Annotated in this window: 11 protein-coding genes and 2 pseudogenes; 4 read left to right on the top strand and 9 right to left on the bottom strand. The window is 58.3% G+C overall.

The genetic code is table 11. From position 1 onward, the window contains the following. Nucleotides 1-5: 5 nt before the first annotated feature. From BSG20_RS25955 to BSG20_RS25930, 6 genes and pseudogenes are all read right to left on the bottom strand, one after another. Entirely contained in the window at nucleotides 6-821 is an 816-nt protein-coding gene (locus BSG20_RS25955; RefSeq protein ID WP_072379916.1) for a carbohydrate ABC transporter permease, read from the bottom strand. Continuing rightward, nucleotides 821-1,762, bottom strand: coding sequence for a carbohydrate ABC transporter permease (locus BSG20_RS25950; RefSeq protein ID WP_072379914.1), 942 nt, complete (start codon nucleotides 1,760-1,762; stop codon nucleotides 821-823). The genes BSG20_RS25955 and BSG20_RS25950 overlap by 1 nt, the downstream gene beginning before the upstream one ends. Further along, the gene (locus BSG20_RS25945) at nucleotides 1,762-3,093 is read right to left on the bottom strand and encodes an ABC transporter substrate-binding protein (protein WP_072379913.1); all 1,332 of its coding nucleotides are present in this window, start codon (nucleotides 3,091-3,093) and stop codon (nucleotides 1,762-1,764) included. Before BSG20_RS25945 ends, BSG20_RS25950 begins: the two co-directional genes overlap by 1 nt. Before the next feature lie 52 nt (nucleotides 3,094-3,145). Continuing rightward, nucleotides 3,146-3,823, bottom strand: a complete 678-nt coding sequence (locus BSG20_RS25940; protein WP_177309890.1) for a GntR family transcriptional regulator — start codon at nucleotides 3,821-3,823, stop codon at nucleotides 3,146-3,148. 5 nt (nucleotides 3,824-3,828) lie between these two features. Beyond that, a complete protein-coding gene (locus tag BSG20_RS25935; RefSeq protein WP_072379909.1) occupies nucleotides 3,829-4,713 on the bottom strand; it encodes a dihydrodipicolinate synthase family protein in 885 nt (294 codons plus the stop codon). A gap of 138 nt (nucleotides 4,714-4,851) precedes the next feature. Continuing rightward, nucleotides 4,852-5,242 (bottom strand): annotated as a pseudogene (locus tag BSG20_RS25930) (Lrp/AsnC family transcriptional regulator). Nucleotides 5,243-5,440: 198 nt separating this feature from the next. Between BSG20_RS25930 and putA the strand changes: the two are divergent. The 4 genes from putA (at nucleotide 5,441) to BSG20_RS25905 (ending at nucleotide 11,678) form a co-directional block, all read left to right on the top strand. Beyond that, a complete protein-coding gene (gene putA, locus BSG20_RS25925; RefSeq protein WP_244541433.1) occupies nucleotides 5,441-9,154 on the top strand; it encodes a trifunctional transcriptional regulator/proline dehydrogenase/L-glutamate gamma-semialdehyde dehydrogenase in 3,714 nt (1,237 codons plus the stop codon). Nucleotides 9,155-9,609: 455 nt separating this feature from the next. Continuing rightward, complete coding sequence (locus BSG20_RS25920) at nucleotides 9,610-10,374, top strand: eCIS core domain-containing protein (RefSeq protein ID WP_072379907.1); 765 nt, start codon at nucleotides 9,610-9,612, stop codon at nucleotides 10,372-10,374. 586 nt (nucleotides 10,375-10,960) lie between these two features. Then, nucleotides 10,961-11,266, top strand: a complete 306-nt coding sequence (locus BSG20_RS25910) for a type II toxin-antitoxin system HigB family toxin (RefSeq protein WP_244541432.1) — start codon at nucleotides 10,961-10,963, stop codon at nucleotides 11,264-11,266. A 4-nt stretch (nucleotides 11,267-11,270) separates the two neighbouring features. Continuing rightward, complete coding sequence (locus tag BSG20_RS25905) at nucleotides 11,271-11,678, top strand: helix-turn-helix domain-containing protein (RefSeq protein WP_072379905.1); 408 nt, start codon at nucleotides 11,271-11,273, stop codon at nucleotides 11,676-11,678. Between the two features lie 458 nt (nucleotides 11,679-12,136). Here the strand turns inward: BSG20_RS25905 and BSG20_RS25900 are convergent, their stop codons facing one another. From BSG20_RS25900 to istA, 3 genes and pseudogenes are all read right to left on the bottom strand, one after another. Then, complete coding sequence (locus BSG20_RS25900; protein WP_072379903.1) at nucleotides 12,137-12,976, bottom strand: pirin family protein; 840 nt, start codon at nucleotides 12,974-12,976, stop codon at nucleotides 12,137-12,139. 202 nt (nucleotides 12,977-13,178) lie between these two features. Continuing rightward, entirely contained in the window at nucleotides 13,179-13,955 is a 777-nt protein-coding gene (gene istB / locus BSG20_RS25895) for an IS21-like element helper ATPase IstB (protein ID WP_072379899.1), read from the bottom strand. Nucleotides 13,956-13,967: 12 nt separating this feature from the next. Next, a pseudogene (gene istA, locus BSG20_RS25890) lies at nucleotides 13,968-15,523 on the bottom strand (IS21 family transposase). Between the last annotated feature and the right edge of the window lie 8 nt (nucleotides 15,524-15,531).

The following is a 15,531-nucleotide window of genomic DNA, read 5'->3' as shown; positions in this document are numbered from 1 at the left end:
CAGCGTCACTTCACGGCACCCGCCGTAAGCCCGGCCACAATCTGCGTTTGCGCAAAGACGGTCAGGATCAACACCGGCAGAGTGACGATCAAGGCGGCGGCCGCAAGCGGCCCCCAGCTGACCTGCTCGAACGACAGCATATTGTAGACCGCGACAGGCAGGGTGCGGGTCTCACGGCTTGCAAGGACGATGCCGAAGACAAAATTGTTCCAGGAAAAGATGACCGATAGGATGAAGGCCACGACGATTCCCGGCCGTGCGATCGGCAGCGCCACGAGGTGGAAAACCTGCCAGGGCGTTGCCCCGTCGATGCTTGCGGCCTCTTCCAATTCCATCGGTGTCGTTTCGAAATATCCGATCATGATCCAGACCACGATCGGAACGGTAACGACGAGATGGATGATAATCTGCGGCCAAAGCGTGCCGAGTAGGTTCAGCCATTGGAACAGCAGGAAGAGCGGGATCAAGAAGGAAAGGCCAGGCGTCATCCGGGCAATCATGATGACGACAGCCGACTTTTCGGCCTTAAGACGCGCAATGCCGTAACCCGCCGGCACCCCGATGACGAGCGCCAAGAGCGTCGCCGCACCCGTGACAAGAACCGAATTCCAAAGGTAAAGGAAGAAGTTGTTCTCCTCGAACACCTTTGCGTAGTTCGACCAGGCAAAGCGCTCGGGAATGAAGATCGGCGGATAGGCGCCGTTGTCGATCTCGTACTTCAGAGACAGTGAGATCATCCAGAGGAAGAACAGGATGACGGGCGATACCATCACCAGCGCCACGAACAGAAGTCCGATGCGATCGACTGTCTTGCGCTTCATCAGCGTGCCTCCCAATCGGACCAGTTGGCGCGCTGCTTGACCATCAAAAGGACGAAAGAGAGCGCCACGATCAGCACGAAGAAAATGACCGCCATGGCCGAGCCGTATCCAATGTCGTAGTAGGAAAACGCGGTGTTATAGAGATAGATGTTGATCGTTTCCGACGCGGTGCCAGGTCCCCCTTGCGTCATCGCATAGATGATGTCGAAGCTCTTGACCGCATCGATGCTGCGAATGATGACCGCAATCATCAGGAACGGCGCAATCATCGGCAGCGTCAGATAACGGAACTTCTGCCAGACATTGGCGCCATCGATTTCGGCGCTCTCGTAAGGTTCGCGTGGCACGGCGGCAAGCCCACCCAGCACGATCAGCATGACGAGCGGTGTCCACTGCCATGTTTCCACCAGCACCAGCGAGGGAATGACGCTTGTCTGATTGTAGATCCACTCCTGTGGGCCGATCCCGATAAAGGAAAGAAGATAGTTCAAAACACCGAGCTGGGGATGGAACATCATCGTCCAGACAAGTGCGATGGCGACGGGGGTCGCCATCATCGGCATGACGAATATGCCGCGCAGAATGCCGCGGAGCGGGAACTGGGCATCGAAGATGAGGGCGGCGAGCGTTCCGAGGAGCAGGGGAGCGACGACCGACAACGTCGTGTAGAGAACGGTATGCCACAACGAGTCCCAAAAACGCAGGTCAACGGCAAGGCGGAGGTAATTATCCAACCCGGCAAAGACCTGTGACTGGCCGAGCGTCCAGCTGTTGACGCTCATCCACAGGGTAAAGACCCAAGGAAAAACGATGACAGCGGCCACGACGATCAGGGCGGGAATGACGAAAGGCCAATAATTGGGAGCAAACCGACCCGGTTTGCTCCCCTGCTTTGCCTCCGCCTTGGCCGCGGTTGCGGTTTCCATGCTCACCGAAGCCATTATCCCTCGCTTCGAGCCAGGACCGGCTCGAATTGAGCCGTGGCCGTCTTCAGCTCCGTGGCAGGATCGGCGCCACCGATCATGTTGGTGAGGCCGACCCCATAGATGTCGCGGAATTCCGTGACTGGAATGATAACCGGTAAGGCAAGTTGCGACACCTTCGCGGAACCTGCGACAGCATCAAGCCATGCGGCCGGCATCTTCACGCCCTCGCGCACCTTCTGATCTGCAAGGACCGACTGGCGGAACGGAACGCCGGCGCCGGCCTGGAGCAGGCGCGCACCCATGTCATGGGAAATTGCCCACTGGCAGAAGAGATATGCGGCTTCCTTCTTCTGGCTTGCGGCCACGACGCCGAGGCCGTCTCCGAACGTTCCCGCCGCCTGGGCCTTTGGCCCCTTCGGCATAATGCCGTATCCGACCTGGCCGACGACACGCGACTTTTCCGGGTTCTCGATCGGCGGCGCAAAGCCCACGCCATCAAGCCACATGCCGATCTTGCCCTGCAGGAAGGCCGATTGGGCTTCGGCCCAATTGAAGCCGGAGACGCCGGGAGGAGCCGACTTGGTCATCAGGCGCTGGTAGAGCTTGGCCGCTTCAACGGCTTCCTCGGAATTGGTGCGCAGCTTGCCGTCCGGCCCAAGCGGGCTCGATCCGTAGCCGAGCAGCAGCGTCGTCCAAACAGGGGTATTGGCATTCTTGAGACCCCGGGCGACGAAGCCATAGGTGTTGGTCGACGGATCGGTGAGCGCCTCGGCAGCACTGGCCATTTCCTCGAACGACGTCGGATAGGAGAGCCCCTTCTTCTCGAAAAGCGCCTTGTTCCAGTAAACGATCCAATAGTCGACCGAAAAGGGCAGGGAGCGCAGGACACCGTCAGAATCCTTGGCGAAGGTCATGCCCGCTTCGGCAAAATCGCTTTCGACCCGCGACGGATCGGTGAGTGAAGAATCCTTGAGGAAGCCACCGATGTCGGCGAGCCAGCCACCCTTTTCGAACTGTCGCTTCTGGACGTGATAGCTCATATGCACGACGTCGAAACTTGGCTTGCCAGAGCTCAACTCGATCGTTGTCTTCTGACGCTGCTGCTGCTCGGGCGTCGCTTCGGCGTTGACCTTGATGCCGGTCAGTTCTTGGAACTCCGACAGGTACTTGATGAGCGTCTCACTGCGCGGGCTCTTGACCAGGTTGACTTCAAGCGTCGTGCCGGAAAAACGCTTCCAGTCGACGGCTGCCGATGCCGAGCGCATGCCGATGAGGCTGCTCGCACCGAGAACTGCGGTACCGGCAAGAAAGCCGCGCCGGGTGGGGTTTAAGAATGATGATGGCATGTAACTCCTCCTCTTGTTGCCGCCGATCTCCTCATCGCCGGCTGCTATGCAATTAGATCCTCAGGGCGCGATCCCTAGCGTGGTTGATGTGAGCGGCGAGATTGTTGACAGCATCCTCTGCCGATCGCCTTGCGATCGCTTCCAAAACCTTCAAGTGCTCTTCCATGACGGGGCCGACACGCCCATCGATGCGGAAGCGTTCCTGGCTGATTAGACGCATCTTGATCGAGTTGACGCGATAGGCATTGGAAATGATGGTATTTCCAAGCGCGTCGATAAAGGCGTCATGCATGCCCCAGTCGACGGCTTGCGCGCGCACTTCCAGCTCATGTGAAGCGTCGCCAGTGGCGATGGCATCGGCAATGTCGCGATGCTGCTTGATTAGCCCGCTGATCGTCTCATCGGACGCGGAGCGCGTGAAGAGCGCCACGGCTTCTTTCTCGAGGAAGAGCCGAAGCTGGAACGCCTCGCGAATGAGATTGAGGTCGATATGGGCAATTTGCAGTCCGCGCTGCGGCACCGTCTTGATCAGTCCCTCGGCCTCAAGCCGCGGGATCAGTTCGCGGATCGCAGCGAGCGTCAATCCTGTCAGCTCGACAAGTCGGCGTTGGGAGACGAACTGACCCGGACGCACGTCGCGCGCCAGCAGGTGGCGCGTGAAGCTCTCATACGCCTTTTCCCGCAGCGTCGGCTGCTCGTCGATACCGTCCATTGCCTCCCCCTGGTACATGGTACCTATGCTTCCTTGGAGCGGAAAAGTGAATCGAAGGCAAGGATAAGCCGCTCCTGTCCCTCGCGGGATATTGAAACGAGTGGTGGACGAACCGCAAGCCACATCTCTTCGCCGCTAAGGCGCGCCACCATGACCTTAACGGCGGCGGTGACCGGAAACTTCAGAAGCTCGGCGACAAAATCCTCGACGCGGGCATCATCTAAGCCTTCTTCCGCCATAAGCTTGACCTCGCCAGGCAGGAAGTTCGCCATGCCGGAGATCGCGCCCTGTCCGCCAAGACGCACTCCTTTCGCGAGGTGGCGCTCGTCGCCGACCAGAATGATGAGATCCCCATGGGCCTTCAGCAGCGTTTCGGTGAACGGCCAGTCGCCGGACGAATCCTTGACGCCAGTGACCACGGCTGGAAAAGCTGTCCGCAACCGCGCGATCAGCGACACCGTCAGCGGCACCAGGGTGACCGACGGGATATTGTAGACGATGATGTCGCGTGCCTTATCACCCAGGATAGCAAAGACGGCGCAGAACCATTTGAAGACGCCGTCATCGCTGACATTCTTGAAGTAGGAAGGCGGGGCGAGGAGAATGTTGCGCACACCGCGCGAAAGCGCTTGCCCGGCTTGAGCGGCCGCATCCTCGGCGGCATCGACCAGCACGGCCATCACAACCTTCTGAGGCGCGATACCTGCATCCAGAAATGCGTTGAGGATCCGCACGCGCTCCTGCGTGCCGATCGAGGCTCCTTCGCCAGTCGTGCCGAAAAGTGTGACACTTGAGCACCCCGCCGCAAGCCTTTGTTTTGCCTGTGCAATCATCGCCGCAACAGCAATCTCGCCGTTCGCGTCAAACGGCGTGGCAAGCGCAACGGAAAGCCCGAATTTCTCAGTCAAACATCAATCCTCCCAACCCACGTGTTAGGTATATCGCACTAACATGTTAGTTGTAAAGAAGTAATATGGCAGCGATAAAAATCCGCCACACCATAGGAAACGAGACGTTTGAAGCGGGGCGAGGAAAGAGTGTGCTCCTCAGACGCCGTTTTCCTTGACGGCCTCCATAGCCACAAAAGTCGATGTACTGGCGACGAAAGGAAGGCTCGATATCTTCTCGCCGAGTACGAGACGGTAATTGCCGGTCTGACGTGCGTATCTTCAAGAGATAGTCGAAAGCGCCGGCGATCATGTGGCACTCCTCGACCTCCTGTAGCCTCCGCGCGGCGATATTGAAGGCCGTCAGCGCATGCTCACGCGTATCGGAGAGCTTTACTTCCGTGAATGCGACGTGATTCTTCCCGAGTTTCTTCACATCGACGATCGCGCGAAAGCCAAGAATATAGCCATCTTCGATCAATCTCTTTAATCTGACCTGGCAGGGCGTGTTTGACAAACCGACCTTTTTGGCGAGGTCGGTAATAGACATGCGGCCATCGGCGACAAGGGCCTCGATGATCTTGTGATCGAATTGGTCGATTTCCCTGCCATTTGCGATAGTATTCACAACATTGCCTCTCTTTTCCGTATAAATTAGGCAAATATATTCGTATGCGGCCAGTTTCAAGTGAAATCACCTTTATGGGAGCTGCTATGTTCGGCCACTATCCTTCTCTGGAGCAAAGACATGACGATCACCAACGATCCGGTGGCGAACGAAACCGTTAACGCGCAGTCTCGCGGCGCCGCAAACCCCTTCGAGGGTTTTGCGCCTGAAATCCGACCGCAAAGCGATCTGCGCCGTGCCATTACAGCGGCTTACCGTACTCCGGAGACCGTTTGTGTCCCGCGCCTCGTTGATGCCGCAACGATTCCGGAAAAGGTCCGGCAGGGCGCCGCCGCAACCGCTCGCAAGCTCATTGAGGCGCTTCGCACCAAGCACAAGGGAACTGGCGTCGAAGGTCTCGTCCACGAATATTCGCTCTCGAGCCAGGAGGGCGTTGCGCTGATGTGTCTCGCCGAAGCGCTGCTGCGCATTCCCGATACGGCGACGCGCGATGCCCTGATCCGCGACAAGATCGCCGAAGGCGATTGGAAGTCGCATCTGGGCGGCGGTCGCTCGCTCTTCGTGAATGCCGCGACCTGGGGGCTGGTCGTCACCGGCAAACTCACCTCCACGGTCAACGATCGTAACCTTTCAGCCGCGCTCACCCGCCTGATCGCACGCTGCGGCGAGCCTGTCATCCGGCGCGGCGTGGACATGGCGATGCGCATGATGGGCGAGCAGTTCGTCACCGGCGAGACGATCGACGAGGCGCTGCAACGGGCCAAGCCGCTGGAGCAGCGCGGTTTCCGCTATTCCTACGATATGCTCGGCGAGGCCGCTACCACGGGCGCGGATGCCGAACGCTATTACAAAGACTATGAAGCAGCGATCCATGCCATCGGCAAGGCCGCTGACCGACGCGGAATCTACGAAGGTCCCGGCATTTCGATCAAGCTTTCGGCCCTGCATCCACGTTATTCGAGAGCCCAGAGCGGGCGCGTGATGGGCGAGTTGTTGCCGAAGCTCAAGGCGCTTGCGCTGATTGCCAAGTCCTACGACATCGGCTTCAACATCGATGCCGAGGAGGCCGATCGGCTGGAGCTGTCGCTCGATATTCTTGAGACGCTGTGCCTCGATGAAGACCTTGCTGGCTGGAACGGAATGGGCTTCGTTGTCCAGGCCTATGGCAAGCGCTGTCCCTTCGTGCTCGACTACATCATCGATCTTGCCCGCCGCGCGGGTCGCCGCATCATGGTTCGCCTCGTCAAGGGCGCCTATTGGGATGCAGAAATCAAGCGCGCGCAGCTCGATGGCCTTGATGACTTCCCCGTCTTTACCCGCAAGATCTACACCGACGTGTCCTACATCGCCTGCGCCAAGAAGCTGCTTGCTGCAACCGATGCAGTCTTCCCGCAGTTTGCGACCCACAATGCGCAGACGCTCGCCACGATCTACCACATGGCTGGCACCGATTACTATGTCGGCAAGTATGAGTTCCAGTGCCTGCATGGCATGGGTGAGCCGCTGTACGACGAGGTTGTCGGTCGACAGAACCTCAACCGTCCGTGCCGCATCTACGCGCCCGTGGGCACCCATGAAACCCTGCTTGCCTACCTCGTGCGCCGTCTTCTTGAAAATGGCGCCAACTCGTCGTTCGTAAACCGGATCGCCGACCCCAATGTCTCCATCGACGAACTCGTCGCCGACCCCGTTGACATCGTCGCTAGGATGCAGGTGCCCGGTCAAAAGCACGATAAGATCGCGCTTCCCTCCGACCTGTATGGTCAGCGCCGCAACTCCGCCGGCTTCGATATCTCAAATGAGTCTTCCCTGCAGGGGTTGACAGAGGCGCTGAAGATGAGTGCGACGATCTCGTGGGCAGCCGCGCCAAGCGGCCCGATCGAGGGTGGGCCAGCGGCACGCGACGTCGTCAACCCCGCCGACAAGCGGGACGTTGTCGGCACTGTACGCGAGGCAAGCGCGCAAGAGGCGGCCGCAGCAGCGGTGGTCGCGCAGAAGGTCGCGCCATCCTGGGCATTGGTCTCGCCAGCGGAAAGAGCGACACTGCTTGATCGCGCTGCTGACATTATGCAGGCGAGAATGGAAGCCTTGTTGGGCCTGATCATGCGCGAAGCCGGTAAATCGCTGCTGAACGCCGTCGCCGAAGTGCGCGAGGCGATCGACTTCCTGCGCTACTACGCTGAGCAAACCCGCCGCACGCTTGGCCCGTTGCATGCGCCCCTTGGACCGGTGGTGTGCATCAGCCCCTGGAATTTCCCCCTGGCAATCTTTACGGGGCAGGTCGCCGCAGCTCTTGTCGCCGGCAACCCGGTTCTCGCCAAGCCTGCGGAGGAGACCCCCCTGATCGCTGCCGAAGCAGTCCGTATCCTGCACGAGGCCGGTATTCCTTCCGATGTTGTGCAACTGGTGCCGGGAGACGGAAGGGTAGGGGCAGCTTTGGTCGCAGCACCGCAAGCCGCTGCGGTGATGTTCACCGGCTCCACTGAGGTCGCAAGGATCATCCAGGCGGAGCTTGCGAAGCGCCTGTCGAAGGACGGCAAGCCAATCCCGCTGATCGCCGAAACGGGCGGCCAGAACGCCATGATTGTCGATTCATCGGCGCTCGCCGAGCAGGTCGTCGGCGACGTGATCGCTTCGGCCTTCGACAGCGCCGGACAGCGCTGCTCGGCGCTGCGCATTCTGTGCCTGCAGGAAGACGTCGCCGATCGTACGCTGACGATGTTAAAGGGCGCATTGCGCGAACTTTCGATCGCCAACACCAATCGGCTGGCCTCCGATATCGGCCCGGTGATCACCGCTGAAGCCAAGGATATCATTGAGGCGCACGTAGACGCCATGAGCCGTTCCGGCTGTGCCGTCGAGCGCGTCGCGTTACCGGATGCGACCCAAAACGGAACCTTCGTTGCGCCAACGATCATCGAGATCAAAAAGATCTCGGACCTGAAGCGCGAGGTGTTCGGGCCTGTTCTGCACGTCATCCGGTGGCGTCGTCAGGACCTCAGTCGCCTGATCGACGAGATCAATGCGACAGGTTACGGCCTGACTTTCGGTCTCCACACGCGCCTTGACGAAACGATCGCCAACGTGACGTCACAGGTGAAGGCCGGCAACCTCTATGTGAACCGGAACGTCATCGGAGCTGTCGTCGGCGTCCAGCCCTTCGGTGGCCGCGGCTTGTCCGGCACCGGCCCAAAGGCGGGCGGTCCTCTCTATCTTGGAAGGCTGGTCACCACGCCGCCTATTCCACCCCAGCACAGCTCCGTTTATAGCGATCCCGCTCTTGCTGACTTTGCGAAGTGGCTGGATCAGCAGGGCCTTTTCGAGGACGCGGAAATGGCGCGCCATCTCGGCAGCCAGTCGGCCCTGGGGCTCGAAACCGAACTCGCAGGCCCGGTCGGCGAGCGCAATCTCTATGCGCTTCATCCCCGTGGTATGATCTTTTGCGCTCCGATCTCGCAAACCGGTCTCGTTCGCCAGGTCTCGGCTGTGCTCGCCACCGGCAACAGCGCAATCATCGACGCCGACGAGAGCCTTCGCTCGACGCTGAACCATGTTCCCGTCAGTGTCGCGCGGCGGATTTCCTGGAAGGACACCTCCGCCGACGCTGAACCAATGGCCGGTGCCCTGATCGAAGGCGATGCCGACCGTGTCTCGGCCATGCTCGCAAAAGTCGCCGCGATGCCGGGTGCGCTGCTGCTCACCCAATCAGCCTCCACGGAGCAGCTTGAGCGCGACCCGGATGCGTATTGCCTCAACTGGCTGCTGGAGGAAGTGTCCACCTCCATCAACACGGCCGCAGCCGGCGGCAATGCCAGCCTGATGTCGATAGGGTAGGCCGGTCGGCTGCAACTTCGTCCTGCGAGCCAGGCGCGACCGTTCGCGCCCGGCTCTCCTGTATCCGCTGAGGTCGACACAAAAGGACCGGCGCAATCAACTTTCCGGCCTGCACGACCTCGAACGTTTCGAGCATTCCCCAAGGGCATCGATTCGGATCATAGACCGGCTCGCCGCAGTGCAGATTTTAGGGCCCTCGGTGCGGGCAGCATGCGTGATCACCCAGAGGCACTTGGTGATCAGCCGACCATCGCCGACGGCCGGCTTCATTGCTGCCGGTCACGGCTTCCTTGCATCAGCGACTTCATGCAGCAACGCCTTCATGTCTCGCGTCGGAAGACTTGATCGCTTTGCGCCTGCTTCCGGCCGCAGTAAAATATTACGCAACAACAGCGGCCTCACCATCGTTTTAGATATTATGTATATATGGTGGTAACTAATCTGAGGGACTGGCTATGCAAGTTGCCCGATCCACCGCCGCGACAGTTTCCCAAAGCACCCTTTCAACTATTTTCCGTCTCGCCCTGATCTTGCTCGGGACGTTGATACCGGCTTCGCTCGCCCACCCCTGCGCCGGCATTTCCGATGTGGCCTTCACCGCAAAGCATGGCGGTCCGGAACCTGGTGATATTCAGGAGAAGACAGGCAACAGCCATCACGGTTCATCGAATGCTGTTGCGAGTGCCCTTCAGAGCGTCGTTTCTGCGCTCAATGAGATTCAAGCCAGTGTCGTGACTGGGCCGGTGCTGGAAAGCGCTCTTATTAAGAGCCGCAATGACGCGATCAGCGGATCAATGCCGATTCCTCCGTATATTCGAGAGCAATTGACCGGCTACGCGACCGAAGACTCGATGAACCGTGTCCGGTACAAGATCGGCAACGACGACTCTCTAAACCTTGCTCATCTGCTAGAGAAGGGAGGCTTTGCGGACGCCGTCACCCTGATCGACGTGGTGGTATTTCGCGAACCCAGCGCGGCCGCGAACGTCTCCGCGTGGGCGCATGAACTGACACATGTCGACCAGTTTCGAGATTGGGGCGTACACAATTTTGCGGTTCAATATGCGCGGAATTGGCGACGCGTCGAAAGTCCGGCCTACGCCAAAGGCGACGGCTTTTGCAATTGGCGACAATCCCAAAAGGTCGGAAATATACTGCGGGCCCCACCGCCGGGCCGCGCCACCCCAATCGAATGCAGCTCAGGCTCCAACGACGAGTGAGTCCGAACGAGTGCGGTTTCTGCGTTGTACATATTGGTGAGAGGAGGAGGCGAAGCCGCGGTTACACCAAGAGCATTATGTAGGAGCCACCACCAACCCCGAAATCCGGTTCGTCTGTGCAGTTGTGGTGCAACTGGCAGCGGCATTGAGGTTTTTCCTATCTCCAAAATGAAAATGCCTGCATAGTGCGGCCAACAGCGGCTATCGCAGCACTTCCAATCCTTTTCGTGCGACAATATCAAGAATCTTGATGGCCGTGCTGCTGGGCTACTTCGTTCCCTGCTCCCACCCGCCAATGGTGATCTTCTTGACGTTCATGAACTGATTAAACACGGCCTGGCGACCTTGTTTGCGTTTCGAATCTTCTTGATCTCCTTGAGCGTATAGTCATGAAGACGAGGAAGGCAACGAGCATCGTCATATCGTTCACAAAGCTGTCTTCGTGCAGTCGCGCAGCAGACTTATGAACATTCTAAAGAATCCTGCTCATGGCCTAGCCGGACCTCGGCGAATGCGAATAAAAAGACGCCATAGCAACTTGCTATAATCCGATGGTTTCGCTAAATTGCATCCATAGCAAAATGCGATGCGCGATTCCGGGTTTATGCACGTCATTACACAGAAAAAGATCTGGGAGGCGAAAGACCGATGGCCCCAAGCAGCCAATGCCCTGGATACTTGGTATCGACTAATGAAGTCCTCGGAGCCGACGGACTTCGCTGACATGAAGTCCCTGTTTCCGGCAATAGATACGGTCGGACAGCACCACGTGTTCGACATTGGTGGCAACAAGCTGCGCTTGATTGCGGTGGTGCACTACAAATTTAAGAAGGTCTATATTCAGCGGATTATGGACCATACGGAATACGACAAAGGAAAATGGAAGGGTTAGCCCGATGAACGCACTTGTAAAACTGGTAAGCGAGCACTGGACGCATGTGGCCCCTCTTCTTGCCATGCCGACCAATGAAGCTGAATATGATCATCTCGTGGAGCAACTTGACGAGATCCTGGCTGAAGTAGGCGACGATGAGGATCATCCTTTGGCTTTGCTTGCATCTCACATGGGGGACGTTGTCGAGGCCTATGACGAGCAAAACCGCCCGATGCCTCACGTGACCGGAGCTGATGCACTCCGCTACATCATGGAAGAGCGGAGCCTTAGCCAGTCCGAGGTGCCAGAAGTAGGCGCACAGTCCGTCGTGTCTGAGATTCTGACAGGAAAAAGACAAATCAACGTTCGACAAGCTCGTGCGCTGAGTGAGCGATTTTTGATACCAGCGACAGTATTTCTATCGCTTTGAAGACGGACGCCTACTGCTGAGGTCCCAAACGCCGAATCCCTTAGACAAGCGATTATCGGTTGGCGGCAGTTGCTTATATGAGGAGGGTCAACACGGAACTGTCGTCCGAGTGAATTTTTTGTACTCCGACGGTTATTACGGCATCCACGGTCTGAGCCCGATTCCGCGACGCGGCTCATTTCCAAGCCAAAGCCAATTTAATACGGTCGCCGTTCGAAGCAGCCGCACCAACATCCCGCTTGCGGGCGGCTCACCTCCAGCGACCATGGCCGGGTAAATCGTCCTCAAAGGCACGGCGGACCTCGTCCTACTCATCCGCAGGTGGCCGAGATACGAGCGGTCGTGGACATCAACGAAGTCGATTTCGCGTCGGTATGCCGCTGCATGCAGGCGTATCCCATGGCTCTCTGAGCCGCGGCCAACTCGCCCGAGCTACCACAAAACAGTATCCGCATAAATTACTTCCAGAACACGCCCTGTCGAAAGCCCCAATTTTCGAGCCATAGGCGCTGTAGCCTCTTCCATCCCCTAACCGCCCGAATGACGATAGGAGGCGGGATTTTTCGGTGATCTCCAACTGTTCCTCTCCGAACCACCGGGGCATGCGGATCTAGAACGAACGCGACAACCACACTGGAGCTCTTTGCCATCATCGTAAGGGGGGCACCAGACAAAAGCAGTCCTTGTTCGCGCTCGTCAAACTTCTGCCCGTCGGCAACGACTGAACCGCTGAACACGTGGAAATAGAGGTCGCGTCCAGGCATGTGCGGGAATCCCACAACCGCGTCAGCCTCCAGCCGGATATCAAAGAAATCGACCGCATTGCGCACGTAGAAGGGGGCCTTGCTACCCTCCGGGCCTACGAGATGCCGCCACTGGTTCGGCTCCGCCGGTGGGATAGATCCGTGCTGAATCTTGGGTTCGAGATCCATCGCAGAGGGTCGCACAAGAACTTGCAGCATGCGCAAGGGCGGATCGGACTGTAGCGTCTCTTCAGAGTGCCAAAAGCTGCGTCCGGCATTCATCACCATAAGGCTGTTTCTGTCGGTAATCAGTCGGCCCGTGATTTTGTCTTCGTGGCGCATCACACCAGCCGGCACCCAGGAGATGATTTCATCGTTTCGGTGCTCGTGCATCGCAATGACCCGACCCGGATGGAGGATGGATTCGACGACCATAGCGAGAGGACCGTGACCGTGATCAGTCGGCTTGTGTTGCAGCCATCCAGGCATGTTGATGTGGACGATGAAGCCTCCCATGTCGCGGACGACAAATGTGCGTTCACCTTTGATCAGCACAAAGTCCTCCTCATTTTGAGCGTTAGCGCCTTACCTCGCACTAACCGGCACAAAGAATACCATTCCCAGTCCGATTCAGGCAGCTTTCCCGTCATGTTGCGGATTTCAGTGAATCGGGACAGCCATTTCAACAAGTCGCGGACAAGCATTTCGCTAAGTCGCGGACAGCGGGTTCGATCGAATTCCGCTTGCCTGGTTGCTGTTAGGGATGATTGATTTCGCTTATTTCGACGCCGGTCAAGTGTGTTGGTGTTTTCCGCTTCCGCATGCTGTCGCCTTCGAGCGTTATGCGGTGGGCGTTGTGAACAATACGGTCCAAGATCGCATCAGCTAAAGTGGCCTCGCCGATCATCTCATGCCAGGCGGCCACGGGGAGCTGGGCGGTGATCAGGGTGGACTTGCGCCGGTATCTTTCCTCGAAGATTTCTAGCAGATCGAGGCGCTGCCGATCGGTCAAAGTATGGGTTCCCCAGTCATCGAGCACCAGCAGATGAACCCGAGCAAGTTTGTCGATGAGGCGTGGAAAGCGCCCGTCCAGCCTGGCAAGCGCGAGGTCCTCGAACAGCCGCGGCATGCGGACATAGAGGACCGAGTAGTCGAGGCGGGCCGCCTGGCGTGCAAAGGCACACGCGATCCACGTCTTGCCGGTGCCTGTCTGGCCAGTCAGGATCAGGTTCTCATTTGCTTTGAGCCATGCACCCTGCGCCAGAGACAAGACGTTGCGGCGATCCAGACCCCGATGCGATCCAAAATCGATGTCTTCGATCGAAGCATTGGCAAAACGGAGCTTCGCGGTGGCGAGCCTGTTTGTCAGCCTTCGGTCTGTTCTGACGGCGATCTCTCGGTCAAGCATCAACCCCAGTCGTTCGTCGAAGCTCAAGTCATTTCCATGAGCTTGATCGAGAAGCTCGCGATAGGCCGTTGCCATACCGGTCAGACCGAGCGCATTCATTTGCTCCAGTGTCGGATGTGTCAGCATCTGATGTCCTCTTTATTGATAGTAGGTTTTGCCGCGGATATTGCCGTGCGGCGGCGCCGGCTTCACGGCCTCGCTCATGGCCGGAGCCTGATCGAGACCAGATCTGAGAATGTTGGCGACAGACGAATAGCTCAGGGCGTTGATTACCAGCGCCCGTTCGCAAGCCAGCTCAAGCCGATCCGATTGGTAACGACGCGCCAGGGAAAGAACGCCTTGAGCAGATCGATAACCCTGTTCCGGGTGGGGGCGATCGCTGAGTAGACGCTCGATAAACGTCGCCGTATTGGTCCCGACCTTTGCTGCTTCACTGCGCAACGTGTGGGGTGTCGTGTTTGCATAGCGCTGGTGCGCCTTGGGCATGTGTTCATTGACGGTGACGTGGCCTGAGCGCTGCGAGCTCCGGATGTGATACTTGCGACACGTTTGTGATCGAAGAAGATCTCGACGGCCCGATACGTTAGCCTGACATCGACCCGTCTTCCGATCAGCCCATGCGGCACGGAATAAAAGGTCTTGTCGACCTCGATATGGTAATCGGGATGGACCTTTGCGGTCTTCCATTCCGCATATTCGAACGGCGTTGACGGCAACGGCTTCAACTGCGTGCGCTCGACCTCATCGAACAGCGCGCGTCGAGACTTTCCATATCGCCGCATCGTTCGAGTGTTGAGATCTTCGATCAAGGCGCTGATACGGATATTGAGATCGACAAGGCTAAAGAAGCGCTCGTTGCGAAGCCTGGCCAAGACCCACCTCTCCACAATCAAAACTGTCCCTTCAGCGGACGGCTTATCCCGAGGATGTCGCGGGCGTGCCGGAACAACGGTTGTGTCGTAATGCTCGGCAAAAGCGGCAAACGTCGCATTCAATGTCGGCTCGAACCAAAGGGCCTTGGCCACCGCCGACTTGAGGTTGTCGCAGATCGTGGTCTTTGTTACGCCACCGAAGAAGCTGAAGGCTCGCTGGTTGGCCTCGATCCAATCCGGCAGCTTCTGACTGAAGCTGGCATAGGCGAAGGTCAGTTGCGAGGCGCTAAGCACAGCCACATAGATTTGCGCCGCGCGGATCTCGCCAGTCGACGGATCGATGATCGGGATCGTGTGGCCAGCATAGTCGCATTCCATCGCCACGCCGCCAACATGGCGGCTGCGATAGGTGGGCTTGGCACGGCTCTCGTAATCGGCAAATCGGCAGCAAAACCAGGTGTATCCATAGCCGTCCAGATGGGATTCCCGGTATTCCTGCCATAGGAGATGGAGGGTTACTCCCTTGCGCTTCAGCTCAGTGGCAACCTTGGACCAGTTCGGTTCGTCGGTGTCGCGAGGAGGTCGTCCCATTCGCCGGAACAACCGCTCCTCAAGAACCTCGTCATCATCCAGGCCTGTGGGAAGCGGCCAAGCCGCAAGCCCTGCTTCTCGCGCCCGAAGAAGATACGTCGAAATCGACGTCTTGCTTATCTTCAACCGCTCGGACACGGCACGTATCGACAATCCCTGCTCGAACGTCAGCCGCAGGATCGATCGGATATCCTTCACGTTGGTATGTCTCGCTTGCTTCCGTCTGGGCATCTTGTCCT

The organism is Rhizobium tibeticum, assembly GCF_900110205.1.
GTDB lineage: Bacteria > Pseudomonadota > Alphaproteobacteria > Rhizobiales > Rhizobiaceae > Rhizobium > Rhizobium tibeticum.
Note: the sequence above shows the minus strand (reverse complement) of the source record. Positions and strands in the feature narration are given on the sequence as shown.

Bases quoted from the DNA above. Each gene is read 5' to 3' on its own strand.
- BSG20_RS25955 (WP_072379916.1), bottom strand. From the start codon at position 821: ATGAAGCGCAAGACAGTCGATCGCATCGGACTTCTGTTCGTGGCGCTG.
- BSG20_RS25950 (WP_072379914.1), bottom strand. From the start codon at position 1,762: ATGGCTTCGGTGAGCATGGAAACCGCAACCGCGGCCAAGGCGGAGGCA.
- BSG20_RS25945 (WP_072379913.1), bottom strand. From the start codon at position 3,093: ATGCCATCATCATTCTTAAACCCCACCCGGCGCGGCTTTCTTGCCGGT.
- BSG20_RS25940 (WP_177309890.1), bottom strand. From the start codon at position 3,823: ATGTACCAGGGGGAGGCAATGGACGGTATCGACGAGCAGCCGACGCTG.
- putA (WP_244541433.1), top strand. From the start codon at position 5,441: ATGACGATCACCAACGATCCGGTGGCGAACGAAACCGTTAACGCGCAG.
- BSG20_RS25920 (WP_072379907.1), top strand. From the start codon at position 9,610: ATGCAAGTTGCCCGATCCACCGCCGCGACAGTTTCCCAAAGCACCCTT.
- BSG20_RS25910 (WP_244541432.1), top strand. From the start codon at position 10,961: ATGCGCGATTCCGGGTTTATGCACGTCATTACACAGAAAAAGATCTGG.
- BSG20_RS25905 (WP_072379905.1), top strand. From the start codon at position 11,271: ATGAACGCACTTGTAAAACTGGTAAGCGAGCACTGGACGCATGTGGCC.
- istB (WP_072379899.1), bottom strand. From the start codon at position 13,955: ATGCTGACACATCCGACACTGGAGCAAATGAATGCGCTCGGTCTGACC.